Origin of the sequence: Bacillus weihaiensis (assembly GCF_001889165.1) — a bacterium.
GTDB lineage: Bacteria > Bacillota > Bacilli > Bacillales > Bacillaceae > Metabacillus > Metabacillus weihaiensis.
The window spans coordinates 1,283,333-1,306,474 of sequence record NZ_CP016020.1 but is presented as its reverse complement, the minus strand read 5'-3'; the positions used below and the strand labels follow the sequence as shown (position 1 = coordinate 1,306,474).

Genomic DNA, 23,142 nt, shown 5'->3' with positions numbered 1-23,142 from the left:
CTTTAATCTCCCTGAACAATTGGTGTAGTTTTGACGATATTTTCTAGCACTTGATAAAGAACCGTTAATTTTACTTTACCATTCTCCTCCTTCTCGTGCAAAACTTTTTCTCCAATTACTTCCTCATCTTCATCAAGCTGATCCTCAATCTCCTTCTTTCCACGATCCAAAGCTGCTTCCTTCGCTTGCTTAAATGTGTATTCGCGCTCTACCTCTTCTTTCTCAAGAATTGTCTCTTTTATAAAAGAAATTGGTAAAGTAAAGTTTAAAAACTTAAGGGAATGCTCATCATCCTCCGTCTCGAAGGTTGTAAATTCTTTCCCACCAAAGCCCCATAACGGAAGGTTAAACGAGCCAAACCTTAAGAAATACTTTTCTTTAGTATCTCCAGTTAGCACTTGAAAAGTCGTGTTTAAAGGAATAGAAATAGTGGATTTATACCAAGTCTCTCCATATATCTCTGCTTTTGCGGCAACTTCCTTTTGCTCTTCCTCTTTTCCGATTAACCCTGAAACTAAAACTTGCCCCTTTTCAACATGCTCATTTAATGTTGTTAACGGCTGTCCTTGTTCTACAAACATTTTCTTAATAACTGCTTTTTTATTTGCAACAATATGTCTCGGGCTAACAAGTTCCTCTTCTTCTGGTTGATTTTTTTCGACTACCTTAAGATGATAGGTTGTGCCAGTCAACTCTACTCCAACCCATGTGATTTGACTAATCGTATCTGTTAAAGATTTCTGAATATCATCTGGATTATCAACTAAAAATTGAAATTTTCCCGTTTTCACCCCAATTTTAGATAGTTCTTTTTTTATTAAATGCTCTGTCTCAGGTGATGCCCCCTTTACTTCAATCCCCCAAATCATATTTGATAAAATACAAATGACTGCAAAGAAACCAATTACACCTAACACAAAACCATTATTACGCCATGATTTTTTAATCAGAAAAGGAAAACCAATTCTTTTTTGAAATCGACATGAACACTCACTGTTTCTTACAATTGCTCGCAATGCATGTACATCTTGAAGCCGAATATAAAAGCTTAATCCTGTGTTTTCAGAACGCTTAACGCTCCAAATGGTTATATTTGATCTCATACAATCATTTAGGAATCGTTCAGTCCCTCTACCATTTATATTTACTTTAACGATTCCAAATAAAAAACTTGTCCATTGATTTTTCATGCTCATCCCCCTACCTTTACTTAAAAGACTATTTAATCTTATAGATAGGGAAATCTCGCACGTTATGTACAGATCTTCACCTTTATGTCGATCTTGTGCAACAGATTTCCCTTGTATTGATTCAATCTTTTATTCACTAAACTTATGACAATTCATCTAGATAAAGCACTTGAACTATCTTTCCTTCAAGAAGGATTTCTTCCGGTAGAATCGTTTTTATGACAAAGGCTTCACCTTTTATTAACAATTGACCCTGCTTTAATAGAAGACGGAGTTCAGTATCAGTAAAGGTGAGGAGTCCTCGATGATTTTCTATATAAATATGTAACTGTCCAACCATCGTAATTCTAGGAAGATCCATCATGACATCGGGCGGTAATTCAAATGTGTTCGTTACCCATCTCGTCAGCTGCTGTCGCCATTTTTTTGCCATAAAAAAAAGACCCCCTTTCATCTCATATGTATGAGAGAAAAGTGAGTCTTATAACATGATTATGCTAGAAGTTACAATTGTCTTCTTCTTTGATTGAAATGAGGATTTTTTCCTCTTGGTGCACCGAGTATTTCGCTCCAAACAAGGCCTTGAGCTGCCTTGTTTTTATCAATCGTTAATGGATCGGAGCTTATATTCCGGTTTACTTGTGGTTTTGGCTCCACCTTTATTGATCGTACCTCTCTTGTTCTAGATTTTTCGATAGGCACTTGAACTTGAACCGTATTTTTTAAGGCTTCTTCCCCATTTCTCTTCATACTTTCATACACTTCTTGTACGGTTTGAAGAGATTTTTTCTCTTGTGGTTTCTGGGATGTATCTCGCTCCTTAGAGGAAGCTGGCCTAACTGGTTTTGGAATTGGTCTTGAGTTAGACCTTTCCGGTTTTTTTTGCTCCGGCTTTTCCTTTTGTCTTTGTGGTTGGTTTGTATTTTCCTCCCCTTTACTCGAAGAGAAGATCCTTGAAAATAACCAAACGAGAACCCCCCATACGAGAGGGTTAGATAATAAATCATAGAACTCCATGAATCTTTACCTCCTTGCTATGAGGAAAGGATAAGTGACGTACATTTTTAGCCACCCATCTATACTGCTTTTAATAGTCATTATTGTCATTTTGGTCTTGATTTGACTTACCAATTGAATCTCTCATATCAGTGTCAGCAGAAATATTTTTAATGTTCATATAATCCATAACACCAATATTTCCTGAACGAAGAGCCTCAGCCATTGCAAGTGGAACTTTCGCTTCCGCTTCAACAACCTTCGCCTTCATCTCTTGTACGCGAGCAAGCATTTCTTGTTCTTGTGCAACAGCCATTGCTCTTCTTTCTTCTGCTTTTGCTTGAGCAATTTTCTTATCTGCTTCCGCTTGCTCCGTTTGTAATTCAGCTCCAATATTTTTACCGATATCAACATCCGCAATATCAATTGAGAGGATTTCAAATGCCGTTCCTGAATCTAAGCCTTTACCCAGGACAGTTTGAGAAATTAAATCCGGATTTTCTAAAACCTTTTTATGATTATCAGAAGAACCTATCGTACTGACAATTCCTTCACCAACACGGGCAATGATGGTGTCTTCACCAGCGCCCCCTACTAAGCGTTCAATATTTGCTCTTACCGTAATACGTGCTTTTGCTTTCACTTCAATTCCATCCATCGCGACACCTGCTATAAATGGTGTTTCGATCACTTTTGGATTTACACTCATTTGAACAGCTTCAAGTACATCACGACCTGCTAAGTCAATGGCAGCACATCGTTCAAACGTTAGTTCAATATTTGCTCTCTCAGCAGCAATAAGAGCATTTACGACACGGTCCACATTACCACCAGCTAAATAATGGCTCTCTAACTGATTTGTTGTAACATCTAATCCAGCTTTGTGCGCTTTAATTAACGGGTTAACAACTCGACTTGGAATAACTCGACGAAGTCTCATCCCTATTAATGTGAAAATACTAACTCTAACACCAGCTGCAAGCGCAGATATCCAAAGGGCAATCGGTACAAAAGTAAAGAAGACACCAAGGACAATAAACCCTAATATAACAAGTCCAATAATTAAAATTGCTGAAGCTTCCATAATTATGTTTTCCTCCTAAATTTTTATATAGTATCTCGAGTATGTATATAGTCTAAAATATATGCTCGAAATCTATTCATTTTTTATTTTGACTACTGAGAGGCTTATACATTGTTGATTAAGACCCCTCAGCAAGTTCCTCACACTTTCCTTCTACCTAATAAATTATAGTTCTCTTACGACAATTCTAGACCCTTCCACTTTTACAACTTTTAATTTGTTACCCTTCAGAATATAACTACCTTCAGTCACAACATCTAGACGTTCTTCCCCAATAATAGCTGTTCCAGATGGCCTTAAAGTTGTTAAAGCTACACCTTCAAGCCCTAATAATTCACTTCTCGTCTTATTTGAAACATAACCACTATCCGTATTTGTTGAATCTCGTAAGATTAGCTTTTTAAATAAATTCATTCGTTTTCCAAACACCTTTACTAATAATATGGAAACAACAATCGAAACTAAAATAGAAATCATAATGGAAATTGTCATCTGAACAAAATTTCCAGAAGCAATATAAAGACTAGTGACGATACTACCTAAACCTAAAATTCCTAATATACCACCGGGGACAAAAAACTCAGCAATAATAAAGATAATACCTAATATGAACAATAACACAGATTCAAGACCGGCTAATCCAGCTACTAAATGCCCATAGAAAAAGAGAAATAACGCAGTAAGTCCCATAAATCCAGGGATACCAAAGCCAGGAGAGTATAACTCAACAACAAGACCTATACTACCAATCGAAAGAAGAATTGGCACGACAACTGGATTTGTTATAAATCGTGCGACTTTCTCTGCAAAGCTTACTTCTGCTTTAATAATTGATGCATCTGAGAGGTCTAATTGATCTAATAGCTTTTGGAGATCTACTGCTGTACCCTCTGCATAACCTACTTCTATCGCTTGTTTCGTTTCTAAGGTTAGCAGGTCACCTTTTCCAGCAGCATACTCTGGGATATCTACATCTTTATCCGCCATTGCAAGAGCATATTTAGGGTCACGACCATTGCGTTCCGCTGATTCTTTCATTTCAGATAACCAAAGTGATTGCGCCTTATCATCCGCAGCATTTCCATCACCTGTAATTACTGCAGCTGAGCCCATTTGGCTACCAGGGGCCATATATATTTGATTTGCATTTAAAGCAATATAAGCTCCAGCTGAAATCGCTCTACGGTTCACATAGGCTGTAATAGGAATATCACTCGACCTTAATGTATCTGCAATATCCATGGCACCATCAACAGCACCCCCTAAGGTGTTAATTTCAAGTATGATGTGGTCCACTTCTAAATCCTTTGCTTCAGAAATAGTTCTTTTTATATATTGAGACAATCCTTTTTCAACAGTATCTTCTAAGGGAATGACATATACTTTCTTTTCTCCCTCAGCAGATGCAGCTGTATAAAATGAAAAGACGTGATAAATACCAAGCATAAGACCTGCTATTACTAAAAGCTGAAAGAAACGCTTTCTCATTTAATATCTCTCTCCTCCTTTCTATCTCGTATTAGTATATACGAATAAAGAATGTATTAGGTTTCATTTTTTAATGTTATGAAATTTTTCATATGTATATCTCTCGTTTTTCATGCCCTTAGTATTAGCATAGCATTATTTATCAACTATAGCGACACATACCCTTTTATAGGCTAAATTCTTTTACCTCTTAGGTTTATAATCTAATGAAGGGATAACTATCTATATCACTAATCCCTCTACTAGCTGTAAAACATGATATAACAAAAAGACACCCTAAAATTTTAGGGTGCCTCAAAGTCATTTATGATAGCTGTTGTTGTACAAGCTTGTTAACAAGACTTCCGTCTGCTTTGCCTTTCACTTTGGGCATGAGTGCTCCCATTACTTTCCCCATATCTGCTTTAGATGAAGCATTCACCTCAGAAATTGTTTGTTGAACAATTTCTGCGACTTCTTCTTCAGAAAGCTGTTCCGGCATATACTTGACTAAAACATCAATCTCCGCTTGTGTTTTTTCAGCTAGGTCCAAACGATCAGCATTTTTGAATTCTAGGAGGGAGTCTTTACGTTGTTTAAGTTCGCGAGAAAGAACCGTCAATTCTTCTTCATTAGACAATTCATTTTGGCTAAGCTTAATTGCTTCATTTTGTAAAGCAGCTTTCACCATTCGAATGACAATTAATTTGTCTTTTTCTTTGTTTTTCATCGCTTGTTTCATATCTTGATTCAATTGTTCAAGAAGACTCATACGTACACCCTCTTTTAGAATTTGCGCTTTCTAGCTGCTTCAGACTTTTTCTTACGCTTTACGCTAGGCTTTTCATAGAATTCGCGCTTTCTAGCTTCTTGTATTGTACCACTTTTAGATACAGTACGTTTAAAACGACGAAGAGCATCTTCAAGCGACTCGTTTTTACGAACGACCGTTTTTGACATTCTCTTTCCCTCCCTCCGAATACAACCAATCGACATCTTTAAATAAAACATGTCTTTTAAAAACATGTACTTTGCAATTATAATATAACGTCTTATATAGGTCAACTCATATAGTAAAAAGTTACGTGTTTCTTTAGTTGTTTGAATTATTCATATATTATACGCTACGAGCAAAGAATGATTGTACGTATAGGATAAAGGTTAAGCCTATTTAGAAAATTGAACGATTTTGTTAGTCTCTCGCCAAGACAAACGATTCATTAATAATCTGAATTTGATACTTCACCTTTTACAATGGCTACACCAGAACTTGCTCCAATTCTTGTTGCACCAGCAGCGATTAACGCATCTGCTCCTTTTGTGTCTCTTACTCCACCTGAAGCTTTTACACCAATAGTAGGTCCCACTGTTTTTCTCATAAGGGTAATATCTTCGACTGTTGCTCCACCAGTAGAGAATCCAGTTGACGTTTTCACGTAATCTGCACCAGCTTGTACTGCTAGTTCACACGCTCTCACTTTCTCTTCTTCAGTAAGTAAGCTTGTTTCAATAATAACCTTTGTTAATGCTTTATTACTTGCTGCATTTACAACGGCTTCTATATCACGTTTCACAAGCTCATCATCTTTGTCCTTTAACGCACCGATATTGATAACCATATCGACTTCTGTAGCACCATTTTCGATAGCATTTGTTGTTTCAAATGCTTTTGTTTCAGGTGTATTTGCCCCAAGCGGAAATCCGATAACTGTACAAACTTTCACATCGCTATCAGCTAATTGTTCAAAAGCATACTTAACCCAAGTAGGATTAACACAAACCGAAGCAAATTGATATTCTTTCGCTTCATTACAAAGTGTAGTGACTATTTCTTTTGATGTATCTGCTTTCAAAGCTGTATGATCAATCATATTTGCGATTTTTGACATATGTATCTCTCCTATCATTTATAGTTGTCCGACATCTTACATCTTATCATTTTCTTAAAATAAAAACGAGTACAAATTTAATTTGCACTCGTTTCCTCTATTTTAAACAATTATGATGTTAAACGTATTTTTTCAGTTGGTTGTTCATCAATTACACGTACGAATTGACCTTCGTTATAAGGGTATCCAGCTTTCACGATCTTCACTTTAACAATTTTGCCTATCATCTCATCATTAGCTGGGAAGATAACTTTTAAATAGTTGTCTGTGTACCCTACATATAAGTTTTCTTCTCTACCTTCTTTGAATCTTTCTTCAGGAATTACTTCAAGTATTTCCTCTTCAAACTGAGAAGCATATTCTTTTGCTAACTGATCAGACAGTTGAATTAAGCGATGAACGCGCTCATTCTTAATCTCTTCATCCACTTGATTATCCATACGCGCTGCAGGAGTTCCTGTACGCTTTGAGTAAGGGAATACATGTAGTTCTGAGAACTTATATTTTTTAATAAAGTCAAAAGTCTCCATGAACTCTTCTTCTGTTTCTCCAGGAAACCCAACAATAACATCTGAAGTTATAGCTAGACCTGGTAATGCTTCTTTAAGTCTATCTAGACGTTCGGCGAAAAACTCCATTGTATACTTTCTTCGCATACGTTTTAATACAGTATCTGATCCCGATTGAATCGGAATGTGTAGGTGTCGAACTACTTTATCTGATTTTTTTAAGACCTCAATAACATCATCAGAAATTTGACTAGCTTCAATAGAAGATATGCGGATTCTCTTTAATCCTTCTACTTTCTCATCGAGGTCTTTTAATAGCATGGCTAAATTATAATCCTTTAAGTCTTCACCATAACCACCTGTATGAATACCTGTTAACACAATCTCTTTGTAACCAGCATCAACTAATTGCTGAGCTTGTGCAACAACCTCTTTAGGATCACGTGAACGCATTAGGCCGCGCGCCCAAGGAATAATACAAAACGTACAGAAATTGTTACAGCCTTCTTGTATTTTTAAAGAAGCCCTTGTACGATCTGTGAATGCAGGTACATCTAACTCTTCATAAACACGTGTTTTCATAATATTACGAACACCATTAATTGGCTGACGCTCTTGTTTGAATTGCTCAATATAGTCAAGCATTTTTGTACGATCTTGAGTTCCTACAACGATGTCAACTCCAGGTATAGCCATAATTTCGGCAGGAGACGTTTGAGCGTAGCATCCTGTCACACAAATAACGCCATCTGGGTTTTTACGTATTGCACGTCTAATAACTTGTCGACTTTTTTTATCACCTGTATTAGTTACTGTACATGTATTGATAACATAAACATCCGCAACGCGTTCATATTCAGTACGCTCATATCCAGCTTCTTTAAAAAGCTGCCATATTGCTTCCGTTTCGTAATGATTAACCTTACAACCTAATGTATGAAATGCTACTGTAGGCATTTACGATCACCTCGATAATTCGAAATAATAAGAAACAGCTGATAATAAATATAATGGTGCTGTTTCCGTTCTTAAAATTCTTGGACCCAAACTACATATATAAAAGTTATGTTCTTCTAACTGTTGAACTTCTTTTTCTGTTAAGCCGCCTTCTGGACCAAAAACTGCTAATATTTTGTCATTCTCTTTCGATTGTTCAAATGCCTTTACAAGGTTTAGCTTTTCACCTTGTTTTGCAGATTCTTCAAAAGCGACAATCTTAATATCATACTCCTTTGAATGCTTTAAAAGCGTTTGGAAAGAAAAAGGCTCTGTCACTTCAGGAACAAGATTACGATAAGATTGTTCCGAGGCTTCCTTTGCTATTTTATTCCAACGTTCAACCTTTTTACCAACCTTTTTCGACTCTAGTTTCACTATAGAACGAGCAGCATTAAAAGGGATAAATGAAGAAGCACCTAATTCGGTGCCCTTTTGAATAATCCATTCAAGCTTATCCCCTTTAGGCAGCCCGCTCGCAATGGATATTGAAACTGGTAGCTCTCGATTTACTGACATCCATTCTAATACGGAACAACTTACTTGGTCATTGGTCATTTCATCAATTACACAAAGAGCTTCAAATCCATCACTAGTACAACAGGTCACATGTTGACCTGGCTGCATTCGAAGTACCCTTGATATATGGTGAACATCATCACCATGGATGGTGATTGTCCATTCAATTTCATTTTTCGTTTCTTTTATAAAATACCTTTGCACGACAGTCACCTAACTTTTTTTAAAGAGTCAACCTGCATTCTTTTTGGCAATAAACGCGACCCAGTCTTCCATTACCATTGTTTCCTCAATTTTAAAACCTGCTGCTAATAATGCATCTTTTACTTCTTGCTTCTTATTCTGAATTATTCCAGATGTAATGAACGTCCCATTGTCTTTTAGTACCTCATATGCTTGGTCAATAAAGCGAACAATAATCTCGGCAAGGATATTGGAAACAATTAAATCTACCGGTCCCTCAACACCGTCTAGTAAATTATTTTGTGAAACATGCACCACTTCTTGAACTTTATTTATCTTACAATTTAGCTTTGCAGAATCAACTGCAACCTGATCTAAATCATAAGCGTCAATTTGCTTTGCCCCCAATTGAGCTGCAGCAATACTTAAGACACCTGAGCCTGTTCCCACATCTATAACTGTATCATCTTTTTTAACAGTACGTTCAAGAGCTTGGATACATAAGACTGTTGTTGGATGAGTACCTGTTCCAAAAGCCATCCCTGGGTCTAATTCAATAATTAATTCATCAGAACTAACCGGCTCATATATTTCCCAAGTAGGAACAATTGTGAATTTTTCAGAAATTTTGACAGGGTGGTAATATTTCTTCCATGCTGTCGCCCATTCTTCTTCATTCACTTCACTTATTGTAATATGATTTTTTCCCAAGTCAATGTCAAAGAGTAGTAAGTTGTTTATAGAGGCTTTTATCCCATCAACTGTCTCACCTAGAAAGCTATTTACTGGTAAGTATGCTTTAACTAGCACACCTTCTTCAGGATAGTCTGTTGGATCTAGTTGGTAGATTTCACCTAAGGCTGTACTTCTTTCTTTCATAAGGTCTGCTAAATCCTCAATGACTACCCCGCTTGCTCCTGCCTCATGTAAAATATTCGAAATGGGTTCAACTGCTTCTTGTGTCGTATGAATGCTTAATTCTGACCACTTCATGATCTACCAACTCCTATCCTAGCTTTCGTTATTAATGTTTCCGACTTTATGTCTATATTCTGTGTATGACTTATGGTGGACTATCCATAGGTGACCCCTTTAGACCAACCAACATAAGCAATCACCACGCAATAAGGTAAGTTTCTAACATATTTTCAGGTAAAAGGACTTGAAATAAACTAAAGTTGCTAAGGACAGGTTACACTCTCTTAAACCTGCCCTTTATTTTTATTTATTTAATTCTTTATTCACCTTTAAATGCACGCTTCACCTTATCGAAGAAACTTTCTTCGTGTTCATCTGGCTTTGTTCCATTTATTTCAGCGAATTCACGTAATAGCTCTTTTTGTTTTTCGGATAAATTCGTAGGAGTTAACACTCGTAAAATAACGTATTGATCTCCTTGACCATATCCTCGTACGTTAGGAACACCTTTTCCTGTCAAACGGAATTTTTTCCCTGTTTGAGTTCCTGCTGGTACTTTAAGTTTTACTTTCCCGTGTAGCGTCGGCACTTCAATTTCATCTCCAAGTGCAGCTTGGGCAAATGTTAAAGGCATTTCGCAGTAGATGTCATCTCCATCTCGCTCAAAGAATTCATGTTCTCTCACTTGGAAGACAACATATAAATCTCCTGGAGGTCCACCTTTTACTCCCGGTTCACCTTGTGCAGAGACACGTAATTGTTGACCATCATCAACACCTGCTGGAATTTTAACTGAAATCTTCTTACGTTTTTTCACTTTTCCAGTCCCACGACAAGTACCACATTTATGCTTAATCATTTTTCCGGTACCTTCACAATGATGACATACTCGTCTATTTACAATTCTTCCAAATGGCGTATTTTGTTCAACACTCTGTTGCCCAGAACCACCACAATGTGTACATGTTTCAGGTGATGTTCCTTTTTGAGCGCCTGATCCGTCACATGTCTCACACGTTTCTTCACGAGGAATTTCAATTGTTGTTTCTTTTCCAAAAACTGCTTCCTCAAAGTTCAATGTCATTGTATATTGGAGATCTGCACCTTGACGTGGTGCATTTGGATCACGTCTTCTTGTTCCACCGCCAAAGATTGAGCTGAAAATATCTTCGAATCCAAAGCCATCTCCACCAAAACCAGCACCGCCAAATCCTTGATTTGGATCCGTATGGCCAAATTGGTCATATTGCGCTTTCTTTTGGTCATCGCTTAATACTTCATAAGCCTCTGTAATTTCTTTAAATTTCGTATCTGCATCGGCTTCTTTATTAATATCCGGATGATATTTCTTTGAAAGCTTCCTGTAAGCTTTTTTTATCTCATCTTTACTTGCGTTATTACTTACCCCAAGGACTTCATAGTAATCACGCTTGCTCATAAATTTCTCACTCCCGATTTTTCTCACATAAGGTAGATTGTATCATCGAAAAGGAATGGAAAGCAAGAAATAGTTAGTGGTACTTCCCCACATCCACTTCCCTTTTTTCAATTATCCAAAAAAAGCCAAAGTCAAGACAAGCCTGACTTTGACTCTCACCTTACTGTGAATTATTTTTTATCTTCATCTTTTACTTCTTCGAATTCTGCATCTACAACATCATCGTCGCCATTCTTACCAGCTTCTGCACCTTGTTGTCCTTCTGCTTGTTGCGCTGCTTGTTCGTAAAGTTTCATTGAAAGCTCTTGTACGATTGTTTGAAGCTCTTCTTTTTTCGCTTTAATTTCTTCAAGCTCGTTCTTTTCAATCGCAGCTTTTAAAGCGTCTTTTGCTTCATTCGCTTTCGTAACTTCAGCTTCGTCTACTTTTCCTTCTAAATCTTTTAGTGTTTTTTCAGTTTGGAACACTAATTGATCTGCTTCGTTACGAAGTTCAACTTCTTCTTTACGTTGTTTATCTGCATCAGCATTATCTTCTGCTTCTTTCACCATACGTTCGATTTCATCATCAGATAAGCCAGTGTTTGATTTAATTGTAATAGCTTGTTCTTTGTTGGTACCTAAATCTTTTGCACGTACGTTTACGATACCATTCTTATCAATATCGAATGATACTTCAATTTGAGGTACTCCACGTGGAGCTGGTGGAATATCTGTTAATTGGAAACGACCTAATGTTTTGTTGTCAGCTGACATTGGACGCTCACCTTGTAAGACGTGAATGTCTACTGCTGTTTGATTATCTGCTGCAGTTGAGAACACTTGTGACTTACTTGTTGGGATTGTCGTATTACGTTCAATAAGCTTTGTAAATACTCCACCCATTGTTTCAATACCAAGTGAAAGTGGTGTCACATCAAGTAGTACAACATCTTTTACATCACCTGTGATAACTCCACCTTGGATAGATGCACCAAGAGCAACAACTTCATCAGGATTCACACCTTTATGAGGTTCTTTTCCTAACGCTTTTTTAATTGCTTCTTGTACAGCAGGAATACGAGTAGATCCACCAACAAGGATTACTTTATCAATTTCGTTAGCTGAAAGATCAGCATCACTTAATGCCTGGCGAACAGGTCCCATTGTTCTTTCTACTAAATCAGAAGATAATTCATCAAATTTAGCACGAGATAAGCTAACTTCTAAGTGAAGTGGGCCAGCTTCTCCAGCCGTGATGAACGGTAATGAAATTTGAGTTGATGTTACACCTGAAAGGTCTTTCTTCGCTTTTTCAGCAGCATCTTTCAAACGTTGAAGGGCCATTTTATCTTTAGAAAGATCAATGCCGTTTTCTTTTTTGAACTCAGCTACTAAGTAATCGATAATCACTTGGTCAAAGTCATCTCCACCAAGACGGTTGTCACCGGCAGTAGAACGCACTTCAAACACACCATCACCAAGCTCAAGTACAGATACGTCAAACGTACCGCCACCTAAGTCGTATACAAGGATTGTTTGATCCTCGTCTGTTTTATCTAAACCGTATGCTAAAGCAGCTGCAGTTGGCTCATTGATAATACGCTCAACTTCTAATCCAGCAATTTTACCAGCGTCTTTTGTAGCTTGACGCTCAGCATCGTTGAAATATGCTGGTACAGTGATTACTGCTTTTGTAACAGGCTCTCCAAGATATTCTTCTGCATAAGCTTTTAAATGTTGGAGAATGATTGCTGAGATTTCTTGAGGAGTAAAGTTTTTACCCTCTACTTCAACTTTGTAGTCAGTACCCATATGGCGTTTAACTGACATAATTGTATTTGGGTTAGTAATTGATTGGCGTTTTGCTACCTCACCAACTTGACGTTCACCGTTTTTGAAAGCTACTACAGAAGGAGTTGTACGGTTTCCTTCTGGATTTGGAATAACCTTTGGTTCTCCGCCTTCTAAAACTGCGACACATGAGTTTGTTGTACCTAAGTCGATACCGATAATTTTACTCATAAAATAGAACCTCCTATGTAATCATATAATTTTATTGGTTAACTTTTACCATTGCAGGACGAATCACTCGATCCTTTAATTTGTATCCCTTTTGAAGCTCATCTACTACTGTGTTGGATTCATAGTTTCCATCCTCAACCTGCATTACTGCTTGGTGAAGATGTGGATCGAATTGTTCCCCAACAGTCTTGATCGCTTCTACGCCCTCATTTTGAAGAGCTTGAACAAGTTGGTTATATACCATGTTCATACCTTGCAACAATGACTTTGTTTGCTCATTGTCAGCTTCTATTTGTAACGCTCTTTCAAAATTATCAAGAGCAGGTAAGATTTCAGTAGCCAAGCTTTGTGCACGATATTTCTGAGCAGCCTCTTGATCTAAGCGACTACGTCTTCGAAAGTTATCGAAGTCTGCTTGTGCACGTAGCATTTTGTTCTCAGTTTCATCTAGTTTTGCTTGAAGTTCGGCAATTTGCTGGACAGATTCATCAACTGATTCAGTTTCTCCTTCTTCAGTTGCTTCAGCTCCATCAACAACCTCTACATCCGCATCTGTTATAACTTCCTCGATTACTTCTTCTTGATCTGCAACGTTTTTTTCATTTGCCATGATATGTTTCACCTCCCTTAAAGGCATGGGTTTCTATTGTATTTAGCTAAATTGTCTAGTTATCAACATCATGCTACTATTAGCCATCTTTAAGACATGGTAAGCGGATGGAACAAAGAGCTATCCCATCCTTTTACAATATAGCCAAGCATATCATTGGTGATACAAACTGGTTAATGTTTTTGACAAGTCTTTTGTCATTCTGGTTAGTAAACTAATAACTCTAGAATATTCCATTCTAGTTGGTCCTAATACCGCAATAGTACCAAGTTGTTGATTTCCCAAAGAATAGGTCGCCGTTATAAGGCTACAATTTTCCATCGCAGAATTATCATTTTCTTTTCCTATCTTTATAGAGATCCCTGCAGAATTTGTCTTTAATAATCCATAAAGCTCTTTCTCCTGCTCAATCATCGTAAGTAACGAACGAATCCTACCAATGTCAGTAAACTCAGGCTGGCTTAACATATTCGTTTTGCCACCAAAGTAAATCTTCTCACTAGAGTCCATAGTTAGGGAACCCGCCATTACCTTAAGGAATGTATCATAATGATCCAGATGGTTCTTAAGGACTGTTACAACTTCTTTAAAAATTTTATCTTGCAACTCAATTAAAGGTACACCTGACAATCGTTCATTTAAGATATTCACCATTTTTTCAATATCACTCGGATTAATTGAATCTGGAAAGGTAATGGTCCGATTTTCCACGTGGCCAGTATTCGTTACAATAATTGCGACCGCTGTTTCAGGATTAATCGGAACAATTTGAATTCGTTTTAACCGATTATCATTGACCTTTGGCCCTAAAACGATCGATGTATAATTTGTTAAGTCTGACAAGATTTGTGCAGATTTTTGAACCACTTTTTCTAATTCAAAGATTTTCTCTGCATATATTGACTTTATTTGTGAAACCTCCATCTTGGTTAAACGCTGTGGCGAAAGCATATGATCCACATAATAACGATAACCTTTCTCAGAAGGTACACGACCTGAAGAACTATGAGTTTTTTCAATAAAACCCAAATCCTCTAAATCAGCCATATCATTCCTTATTGTAGCAGAACTAAACGTAATTTCGTCTTTTTTTGCTAATGTTCGAGAACCTACAGGCTGAGCTGAATGAATAAAATCATCAATAATTACTTGTAAAATTAATAATTGGCGATCTGTTAACATTTATTCATCACCTCTGTTAGCACTCTTGCAATGCGAGTGCTAAATATATATAAAAAGTTATCAAATCAACAAGTAAATGTCAATTATAAAATCCTAATCAATTCTACGAAAAATGACTTTTTTCTCATAGAAAAGTCATTTTTTGTAAGTTATTGATTTATAATCACTTCACAGCTATTTTATGATAATAAAAATTCTTGGAAGACCTCATTTCCTAGTAGCTTTCCTTTACGTGTTAAGGAAATGAAATCACCCTCATTCTGTAACAGCCCTTGGTGAACAAGCTTCTTAACTGTTTCAGGGAACTTATCTTCTATTGATACACCATATTTTTGCTTGAAAAGAGAGTGGCTTACGCCCTTTGTTCTTCGAAGCCCCAAGAACATTTCTTCTTCCATTTTTTCACTTAATGTAACGTGATGAAGGTCTTGGAAGGCTTCATTCTTCTCTTTAACCGAATCAATGAATTTTTTCACTGGTCCAATATTAGACGTTCTTACCCCATTTACATACCCATGTGCACCAGCACCAAAGCCGTAGTAGTCCTCATTATTCCAGTAGGTTAGATTATGTTGACTTTCGTAACCTGGTTTTGCATAATTACTTATTTCGTACTGTATGAAGCCGTGTTTTTCCATTTCCTCCATTGCAAGTTCATACATTTCTGCTTCTAGTTCTTGTGGAGGCAAGGATAGTTTTCCTTTTTTCATTAAATTATAAAAAACCGTTTTCGGTTCAATAATTAAGGAATAGGCAGAATAATGTTTTACGTCTAAGCTCAATGAAGTTGTTAAGGTGTCTTGAAAATCCTCAACCGTTTGTCCTGGTAACGCGTAGATGAGATCTAGACTTAAATTATCAAATCCTATTTTTTCAGCTTGCTCAATTGTACGGAAGACATCTTTTTTCGTGTGAACCCGTCCAATTTTTTTTAGAAGCTCATCGTTAAAGCTTTGCACTCCAATACTTAACCGATTAACACCCGCATTTTTTAAAACGATTAACTTATCTTCAGTTAATTCTCCAGGATTTGCTTCTACTGCAAATTCAATTAGTTCACTCGTTAAATTTAGTTCTGATGTAATACCTTCTAGCAATCGTTCTAACTGTTGAGGAGTTAACGCAGTCGGGGTTCCACCTCCGATAAAAATTGTTTTCATCGGATCATCCGGCTGTTTTCCTGTTGCATACTTCATTTCTTGGATAACCATTTCAATATACTCATCAACAGGCTGCTGCTTAAAGAATACTTTATTAAAATCACAATAATGACATATATGATGACAAAATGGGATATGAATATAAGCTGACTGAACCATTGTTTCACCTTCTAATTAAGAAGCCGCAGACAACGGCTGCGGCTTTGTTTTGTTTGCACTATGCAAATTATATCTTATCATGTTTAGGAGACAAATGAAAAAATTAGTCCTCGTCCATTCGAAGTACAGCCATGAACGCTTCCTGAGGTACTTCAACAGACCCAACCATTTTCATTCGCTTTTTACCTTCTTTTTGCTTCTCTAAAAGTTTACGTTTACGTGAAATATCTCCACCATAACATTTTGCCAATACGTTTTTACGCATCGCTTTAATCGTTGAACGAGCGACGATTTTTTGACCGATTGCAGCTTGAATCGGCACTTCAAACTGTTGTCTTGGAATTAGCTCTTTTAACTTTTCAACGATAGCTTTACCTCTGTCATATGCTGAATCTCTATGAACAATAAAGGATAGTGCATCAATCTTTTCTGCATTTAATAGAATATCCATTTTCACAAGACTTGATGTTTTATATCCAATTAATTCGTAATCAAATGAGGCATAGCCTTTTGTATTAGATTTCAATTGATCAAAGAAATCATAAACAATCTCTGATAACGGAATTTCATAATTAATATTCACGCGATTTTCATCCAAGTATTGCATATCAATAAAGTTTCCACGTTTCTTCTGACATAATTCCATAACTGCCCCAACATAATCATTTGGAACCATGATAGAAGCCTTCACATATGGCTCTTCAATATGATCAATTTTTTGTGGATCCGGCATGTTCGATGGGTTATCAATATTTAATATTTCACCATCTGTTAAATGCACCGTGTAAATAACACTTGGAGCTGTTGTAATAAGATCAATCTTAAACTCACGCTCAATTCGTTCTTGGATAATTTCCATGTGTAGTAATCCTAAGAATCCACAACGGAATCCAAATCCTAAAGCTTGTGAAGTTTCAGGCTCAAACTGTAACGAGGAATCATTCAGCTCTAATTTTTCTAATGCTTCACGCAAATCGTTATACTTTGATGTATCAATAGGATATAGACCACAGAACACCATTGGGTTTAATTTACGGTAACCTGGAAGTGGTTCAGTAGCGCCATTTTTTGCATTTGTTATTGTATCACCAACACGAGTGTCTCCTACGTTCTTAATCGCTGCAGTTAAGAATCCTACGTCACCTACATTTAATTCTTTCAACTGTAAAGGCTTAGGATTAAATACCCCAACTTCTGTTACTTCAAATTCTTTACCTGTTGCCATCATCTTAATTTTTTGGCCAACTTTAACTGAACCTTCAACAACTCGAATGTAAGCAACAACTCCACGATAAGCATCATATAGAGAGTCGAAGATTAATGCTTTTAACGGACCTTCAGGATCGCCTACTGGCGCTGGCACTTTTTCAACTACTTGTTCAAGTATCTCTTCAATCCCAATTCCAGCTTTTGCAGATGCTAATACGGCTTCAGATGCATCTAAACCGATTACATCCTCAACCTCGTTACGTACTCGTTCAGGCTCTGCGCTTGGCAAGTCAATCTTGTTGATTACCGGTAAAATCTCTAAATCGTTATCAAGTGCTAAATAAACATTAGCTAATGTTTGTGCTTCAATCCCTTGTGCAGCATCTACAACTAAAATAGCTCCTTCACAGGCAGCTAAGCTACGAGATACTTCATACGTAAAATCAACATGTCCAGGGGTGTCAATCAGATGGAATGTATACTCTTCCCCATCTTTTGCTTTATATTTTAATTGAACAGCATTCAATTTAATGGTAATTCCACGTTCTCTTTCTAAATCCATAGAATCTAATAATTGGTTTTTCATTTCACGTTGCGTTAAAGCCGATGTCTTTTCTAAGATCCGATCTGCAAGTGTTGATTTTCCATGGTCAATATGGGCGATAATCGAAAAATTCCGGATTTTCGACTGCCTTTGTAATTTTTCTTCTCTATTCATAATATGTTTTCACTCCTACATAGCTTACAAATACACTATTTCTCATTATAGCAATTGGGGGTGGAACATTCAATGGTTTAAAAATTAGACCTTAGCAAGAGTCTTCGTACACTCCTCCGCTATTAAATGAAAGCTGTGTAAAGTTTTTATGAATCTTGTCCTTTATCCTTTTCCCTAAGCAGTAAAAAAGAGCTACATAGTAGCTCCAAAGGATAATCATTTCTCACCTATTAGATGACCAATAGATTGAGCCATCCATTCAACAAGTGAATTCACTGCATGGCTTACAATGTTTGATAGCTGGATTCCCATTTGAGAGAAGAAGTTAAAGGCCTCCATTTGCTCAAGCTGCTCTTGTTTTTTTTGAAGATCTTGACTTGTCACTTCATTTCCAAGAATCGATGCATCGAATTCCCCCGTTTGTTTGCTCTCTACCTGAAAGGCTCCTTGAAAATCTGGATCTTGGTAGCCTTTCATATTAATCATTCCTTGGTTTGCCTGCTGCATTCCTAGCAGAACACCAAACAACAGCACGGAACATAGGAGAAAGCATTTGAGCATAAATTTAACCATTTTTTCTCCCCTCACATTACTTTTTATCTTCCTTTGATTCTGCGTTAACCTTTTCAGCCTGCCAATAGAATTCACTAAAGACATCCGCTATTGCAGATACCGAATTCTTTAATTCATCCATATTATTATCCACCCCTCCGAATTCAAGTAACATGGCGTTAGACGTAAGATCTTGATTATAGACACCATTTACTCCTTTTCCACTTTGTTTGAAGATTCCCCTACTTAATCCAGGATATTTCTTCTCTAAAAGGGAATGGAGCTCTTTTGCCAATTTTTCATTTTTCTCTGCTGTTGGATTGTCTCCACCAATAACAAATGCAATTTTTGCGTATTTCTTCCCGTTCATCTCTATTGTCGTAACGTCTTTTCTTTGTGAATCTCGATGTATGTCAATGATATAGTCAATATCTCTGTTTGTGGTCATTGCCTCTTGAACAACTGGTCGAGATGCTGTATAAGATTGGGCGTAGTTCCAGCCTTTTTGTTTAAGATTGGATTGAATATCCGTTTCCTCAACCTGATTTCCAATCCCTTGTTCATTTAGCGCCTTTCCAAGCAACTCACTTACTAATGTTACATTAGCATTTGAATGAATCGCTCGATTTGGGTCATCTTCCCCTTCTAGTAAAGGTAAATAGGATTCAGTATTGTGCGTATTGTAAATATAGACAACCTTTTTATCACCAGTTGTTAGGGCAGGAGGAGATTTTGCTTCATCACCCGCTTCTGTAACAACCTCGTTTTTGTCAATAGAAGCTTCTCTTTCTTGTTCAAGAACTTCAGTAGGTGGAGGAGATTCATAAGGCATATTCGTATAGTTTGTTCCATCCCCCGCTACAATTATTTCACTGTCAAAAAGAGAAAAGCCTGGAAGTTCCCGTCCCAATAAACTTCTTGGATCATCTGGGTTAATACTCGTGGCAACGGTAAAAAAGATAGATGTGAGCTTAATAGGCTCTGTTTTATCAGGTAGAGCTGATGTAAAGTACCGATTTTCTGCACTAATTAATTGTAAAAATGCTTCTCCACTAATATTGGAGGTTAATTCATTTATTGAGGATGACGTTAATCTATGTTCTGGCTTTAACGATGTTAAAACCCCGGATAAGACAAATGTCATAAAAAGTCCAATGAAGCTAATGATGATCCATTTTTTTATGCTTGTCCCATCTAAGGTCACGACGAATTGATTACGACGATTAGTATAATTGCGCTTCATTTTTCAATAATCCTCCTTATGCTTGTCTATCTAATTGTATGAACAAGCATAAGGAAGTAGAACTTAGTTTCATAGGACAATCGTAGGCTTATCAGTCCCGTCACCTACTCTACTCAATTAATGGGTGTAGGCTCCGGCATTATCCTGATCTACGTGTTGGTGAAGGGCTGCATTTAATCCGCTAGCAATAACATTAGACATATCATCTATAAACATATCGACCTCTTTAGGCGTTACCATTAAATTATGACCTAATGGGGAAAGGACCTCATGAATCAGCTTTCTTTTTTCCTCTTCTTCTAAGCCTCCGACAATTCCTAAAAACTGTTGTCTGTGCTCATCACTAGGCAGATCCTCATCTGTTAAGACACGCTTTTCACCAAAGGTCATCCCAGCAGGTGTAAGAGAACGTGAAGGCTTGTTCCCCTCGTTTATCTCTCTTCCAAAATGCTTTAAGATAAAATCAATGGTGTCACTCGTAATAGACACAGCATCAACAACTGTTGGAATCCCAATCGCAATAACAGGTATACCATAGGTTTCCTGACTCAGCGCTTTCCTCTTGTTTCCTACACCTGAACCAGGATGGATCCCTGTATCTGAAATTTGAATCGTTGTGTTCACCCTCTCAATTGAACGAGCTGCAAGTGCGTCTATCGCAATAACGAAATCCGGTTTTGATTGTTCAATGACACCAGAAATAATATCGCTCGTTTCAATACCAGTGATGCCCATAACTCCGGGTGCAATAGCACTAACTGGCCTAAAGCCCTCTTCTACATTTTCAGGCTGCAGCTTAAAAAGATGTCGTGTAATTACTAAATTTTCAACTGCTAAAGGTCCTAATGCATCAGGTGTTACATTCCAATTACCTAGCCCAACGACTAAGCAGCTAGCATCCTTACTAATACCAATTTCGTCTAAAAAGTGATGAAACTGCTTAGCAAATACATCAATTACTTTCTCCTGTAAGTCTGTATCCTTTTGTCTAATTCCTTGAGTTTCAAGGGTTAAGTACTTTCCAGGCTTCTTTCCAACCGTCTTAGCACCTTCCTCATCAATATCAATTGATGAAATGCTAATTCCTTTTTCTTCCCATTCCTTTATAATTACACCTGAAATATTACTCTGATTTTCAGCTTCAGGAGAATCAACTTGCATTTGTTCTACTACCATTGCTCGTGCTTCAACAGCCAAATCAGTACGAACCGAATATTGACTTAGGTCTAATTCTTTTTCTTTCATAAAAAATACCTCCCAAATCGTTCCTGCTATGTAGGGTTTCCATTTATGACCATAATCATTCCTATTGATGTAGAGAAGATGAACTTCATTCTGCAAACTAATGAATGGAAGTCAGTTAAGGTATTCCATTACATATCTCTTTCGCTTCAATTAGTTGCAGTTCTTTCTCCTAAAGAATCTATTAAATAACCTATATCTTTGGTTTCACAGCATCGGATTACTCGAAAGAATGTCTTAGAGGAATTTTTTACAAGAACATAATGCGATGAGGTAAGGTGGATAAAAGTGAGTTTTCCTTAAAAATAAATATTTAATGTCTTTTTCTTAGTATTTATCATGATTATTTCATAAAAAAATTGTGTTTCAATGTATTTTCCTTTACAGAAGTATTGCAATATAGATGGCTGTTTGATAGAATATCTTTTGTTCATGTAAAGGTAATGGTCGAGTAAAATAGATCTCGATTTACTTCTTAGGAGGTGAAAGATATGCCAAATATTAAATCTGCAATCAAACGCGTAAAAACTAGCAATGAGCGTAACGCTCATAACTCAGCAATCAAATCTGCTATGCGTACTGCTATCAAAAGAGTAGATGCTTTAGTATTAAACAGTGATGTTGACAATGCAAAAGCTGCACTTCTAGAAGCTAACAGCAAAATTGATAAAGCTGCACAAAGCGGTTTAGTTCACAAAAACACTGCTGCTCGTTACAAATCACGTTTAGCTAAAAGTGTTAACGGATTAACTGCATAATCATAAGAAACGTGCTTTCTTATAAATAAAAAACGATCCTCCATAAGGATCGTTTTTTGCTTTTTTATCATTGTTATTTTCCTACTTGTTGTCCATTAAACAGCTTCAATAAAAAGAGTTCAAGGACTAGCTGTTTATCTTTTTTTCCTGTTTTCATTTCATAATCCGCTTCCGCTAAATCGATTAATAGTTGAGCAAGCTCTCCTTCTGTGAACAATCTTGCTTGCTGCATAGCTAATTTCACTCTAAATGGGTGAACTTTCACAGTACTCGCAATTTGCTGCTGCCCATACCCTGTATTTGTTAGTTCTTTCACCTGAAGAATAAGTCTGAATTGTGTAACGAGTAGAGACAATATTTTAATTGGTTCTTCATTATTCTTTAACAAATCATAAAAAATTTGTAAAGCTTGTTTACTTTTCTTATGAATGACAGATTCAATAAGATCAAAAATATTTTGTTCTAATGTTCTAGAAACTAACAGGTTAACTGTAGCAGAACTAATCGTTCCTTCCTTCCCTACATATGTACATAATTTTTTCACCTCTTGAAAAATAACCATTAAATCTCCTGCTGTTAGGAGATAGAGCTGTTCCAATGCATCCTTCTCTATTGTAACTCCTTCATGTTGACTAATGTTTATAATCCATTTTATTGTGTCTTGTTCTGACAATGAATTCATTTCGACGACTCTGGCTTGTTTTTTTATACTTTTTGTTATCTTTTTTCGCTCATCGAGTTTTTCATAAGGAGCAACAAAAACAAGAATGGTGTAAGGAGCAGGGGATGATAAATATTGCTCTAATTTTTCAATCTTATGTTCAACTTTTTCTTTCTTTTTTTCACTTGTTAGAAAGACAGGATTTCTAACAACAACTACACGCTTTTCCCCCATAAAAGGCAAGGTCTCTGCGTCTTCTATCGCTATTTCGATTGATTCTTCTTCCATATCATAAACAGATAGATTAAAATCTTTTTCTTCCTCTTCTAAAGCCGCATTCATAATATGTTGGACGGTTTCATTCATAAGATAGGATTCTTTCCCAAGTAACAAATAGGTTGAATCTACCTTCTTCTTTTCAAGTTCTTTCCATACGTCAAAAATCATGTTTTTACT

At 36.7% G+C, this 23,142-nt stretch carries 23 protein-coding genes; 2 read left to right on the top strand and 21 right to left on the bottom strand.

The window, feature by feature from the left end:
• Positions 1-2 precede the first annotated feature (2 nt).
• The 20 genes from yqfD to gpr form a co-directional block, all read right to left on the bottom strand.
• Positions 3-1,190 (bottom strand): sporulation protein YqfD, encoded by a 1,188-nt coding sequence (yqfD, locus tag A9C19_RS06165; protein ID WP_072579129.1) that lies wholly within the window; start codon positions 1,188-1,190, stop codon positions 3-5.
• 142 nt (positions 1,191-1,332) lie between these two features.
• A complete protein-coding gene (gene yqfC, locus A9C19_RS06160; protein WP_072579128.1) occupies positions 1,333-1,623 on the bottom strand; it encodes a sporulation protein YqfC in 291 nt (96 codons plus the stop codon).
• A gap of 71 nt (positions 1,624-1,694) precedes the next feature.
• Positions 1,695-2,207, bottom strand: a complete 513-nt coding sequence (locus A9C19_RS06155; RefSeq protein ID WP_072579127.1) for a hypothetical protein — start codon at positions 2,205-2,207, stop codon at positions 1,695-1,697.
• 70 nt (positions 2,208-2,277) lie between these two features.
• Positions 2,278-3,270 (bottom strand): flotillin-like protein FloA, encoded by a 993-nt coding sequence (gene floA / locus A9C19_RS06150; protein ID WP_072579126.1) that lies wholly within the window; start codon positions 3,268-3,270, stop codon positions 2,278-2,280.
• A gap of 165 nt (positions 3,271-3,435) precedes the next feature.
• Positions 3,436-4,758 (bottom strand): NfeD family protein, encoded by a 1,323-nt coding sequence (locus tag A9C19_RS06145; RefSeq protein ID WP_072579125.1) that lies wholly within the window; start codon positions 4,756-4,758, stop codon positions 3,436-3,438.
• Positions 4,759-5,062: 304 nt separating this feature from the next.
• Positions 5,063-5,509 (bottom strand): GatB/YqeY domain-containing protein, encoded by a 447-nt coding sequence (locus tag A9C19_RS06140; RefSeq protein WP_072579124.1) that lies wholly within the window; start codon positions 5,507-5,509, stop codon positions 5,063-5,065.
• Positions 5,510-5,523: 14 nt separating this feature from the next.
• Complete coding sequence (gene rpsU / locus A9C19_RS06135; RefSeq protein WP_015595024.1) at positions 5,524-5,697, bottom strand: 30S ribosomal protein S21; 174 nt, start codon at positions 5,695-5,697, stop codon at positions 5,524-5,526.
• Positions 5,698-5,957: 260 nt separating this feature from the next.
• Positions 5,958-6,626 carry a deoxyribose-phosphate aldolase gene (gene deoC, locus A9C19_RS06130; RefSeq protein ID WP_072579123.1) on the bottom strand — a complete coding sequence of 223 codons (669 nt, stop codon included), beginning with the start codon at positions 6,624-6,626 and terminating at the stop codon, positions 5,958-5,960.
• 110 nt (positions 6,627-6,736) lie between these two features.
• On the bottom strand, positions 6,737-8,092 hold the full coding sequence (gene mtaB, locus A9C19_RS06125; RefSeq protein WP_072579122.1) for a tRNA (N(6)-L-threonylcarbamoyladenosine(37)-C(2))-methylthiotransferase MtaB: 1,356 nt from the start codon (positions 8,090-8,092) through the stop codon (positions 6,737-6,739).
• Positions 8,093-8,098: 6 nt separating this feature from the next.
• Positions 8,099-8,854: a 16S rRNA (uracil(1498)-N(3))-methyltransferase gene (locus tag A9C19_RS06120; protein ID WP_072579121.1), complete on the bottom strand. Its 756-nt coding sequence runs from the start codon at positions 8,852-8,854 to the stop codon at positions 8,099-8,101.
• Positions 8,855-8,881: 27 nt separating this feature from the next.
• Positions 8,882-9,826 (bottom strand): 50S ribosomal protein L11 methyltransferase, encoded by a 945-nt coding sequence (gene prmA / locus A9C19_RS06115; RefSeq protein WP_072579120.1) that lies wholly within the window; start codon positions 9,824-9,826, stop codon positions 8,882-8,884.
• Positions 9,827-10,070: 244 nt separating this feature from the next.
• Positions 10,071-11,189 (bottom strand): molecular chaperone DnaJ, encoded by a 1,119-nt coding sequence (gene dnaJ, locus A9C19_RS06110; RefSeq protein ID WP_072579119.1) that lies wholly within the window; start codon positions 11,187-11,189, stop codon positions 10,071-10,073.
• 170 nt (positions 11,190-11,359) lie between these two features.
• Positions 11,360-13,192 carry a molecular chaperone DnaK gene (gene dnaK / locus A9C19_RS06105; RefSeq protein ID WP_072579118.1) on the bottom strand — a complete coding sequence of 611 codons (1,833 nt, stop codon included), beginning with the start codon at positions 13,190-13,192 and terminating at the stop codon, positions 11,360-11,362.
• Between the two features lie 31 nt (positions 13,193-13,223).
• The gene (grpE, locus tag A9C19_RS06100) at positions 13,224-13,802 is read right to left on the bottom strand and encodes a nucleotide exchange factor GrpE (protein ID WP_072579117.1); all 579 of its coding nucleotides are present in this window, start codon (positions 13,800-13,802) and stop codon (positions 13,224-13,226) included.
• A gap of 153 nt (positions 13,803-13,955) precedes the next feature.
• Positions 13,956-14,984: a heat-inducible transcriptional repressor HrcA gene (hrcA, locus tag A9C19_RS06095; RefSeq protein ID WP_072579116.1), complete on the bottom strand. Its 1,029-nt coding sequence runs from the start codon at positions 14,982-14,984 to the stop codon at positions 13,956-13,958.
• Positions 14,985-15,163: 179 nt separating this feature from the next.
• Positions 15,164-16,303, bottom strand: a complete 1,140-nt coding sequence (hemW, locus tag A9C19_RS06090; protein ID WP_072579115.1) for a radical SAM family heme chaperone HemW — start codon at positions 16,301-16,303, stop codon at positions 15,164-15,166.
• A gap of 103 nt (positions 16,304-16,406) precedes the next feature.
• Positions 16,407-18,230, bottom strand: a complete 1,824-nt coding sequence (gene lepA, locus A9C19_RS06085) for a translation elongation factor 4 (RefSeq protein ID WP_072579114.1) — start codon at positions 18,228-18,230, stop codon at positions 16,407-16,409.
• A gap of 216 nt (positions 18,231-18,446) precedes the next feature.
• Entirely contained in the window at positions 18,447-18,803 is a 357-nt protein-coding gene (locus A9C19_RS06080) for a YqxA family protein (RefSeq protein ID WP_072579113.1), read from the bottom strand.
• Positions 18,804-18,819: 16 nt separating this feature from the next.
• Positions 18,820-20,025: a stage II sporulation protein P gene (gene spoIIP / locus A9C19_RS06075; RefSeq protein ID WP_072579112.1), complete on the bottom strand. Its 1,206-nt coding sequence runs from the start codon at positions 20,023-20,025 to the stop codon at positions 18,820-18,822.
• Between the two features lie 117 nt (positions 20,026-20,142).
• Positions 20,143-21,270 carry a GPR endopeptidase gene (gene gpr / locus A9C19_RS06070; protein WP_072579111.1) on the bottom strand — a complete coding sequence of 376 codons (1,128 nt, stop codon included), beginning with the start codon at positions 21,268-21,270 and terminating at the stop codon, positions 20,143-20,145.
• 45 nt (positions 21,271-21,315) lie between these two features.
• On the opposite strand from gpr, the gene A9C19_RS21690 reads away from it, so the two are divergent.
• Positions 21,316-21,459 carry a hypothetical protein gene (locus A9C19_RS21690; protein ID WP_158515060.1) on the top strand — a complete coding sequence of 48 codons (144 nt, stop codon included), beginning with the start codon at positions 21,316-21,318 and terminating at the stop codon, positions 21,457-21,459.
• A 299-nt stretch (positions 21,460-21,758) separates the two neighbouring features.
• Positions 21,759-22,025 (top strand): 30S ribosomal protein S20, encoded by a 267-nt coding sequence (rpsT, locus tag A9C19_RS06065; RefSeq protein WP_072579110.1) that lies wholly within the window; start codon positions 21,759-21,761, stop codon positions 22,023-22,025.
• A 73-nt stretch (positions 22,026-22,098) separates the two neighbouring features.
• Here the strand turns inward: rpsT and holA are convergent, their stop codons facing one another.
• The gene (gene holA / locus A9C19_RS06060) at positions 22,099-23,133 is read right to left on the bottom strand and encodes a DNA polymerase III subunit delta (RefSeq protein ID WP_072579109.1); all 1,035 of its coding nucleotides are present in this window, start codon (positions 23,131-23,133) and stop codon (positions 22,099-22,101) included.
• Between the last annotated feature and the right edge of the window lie 9 nt (positions 23,134-23,142).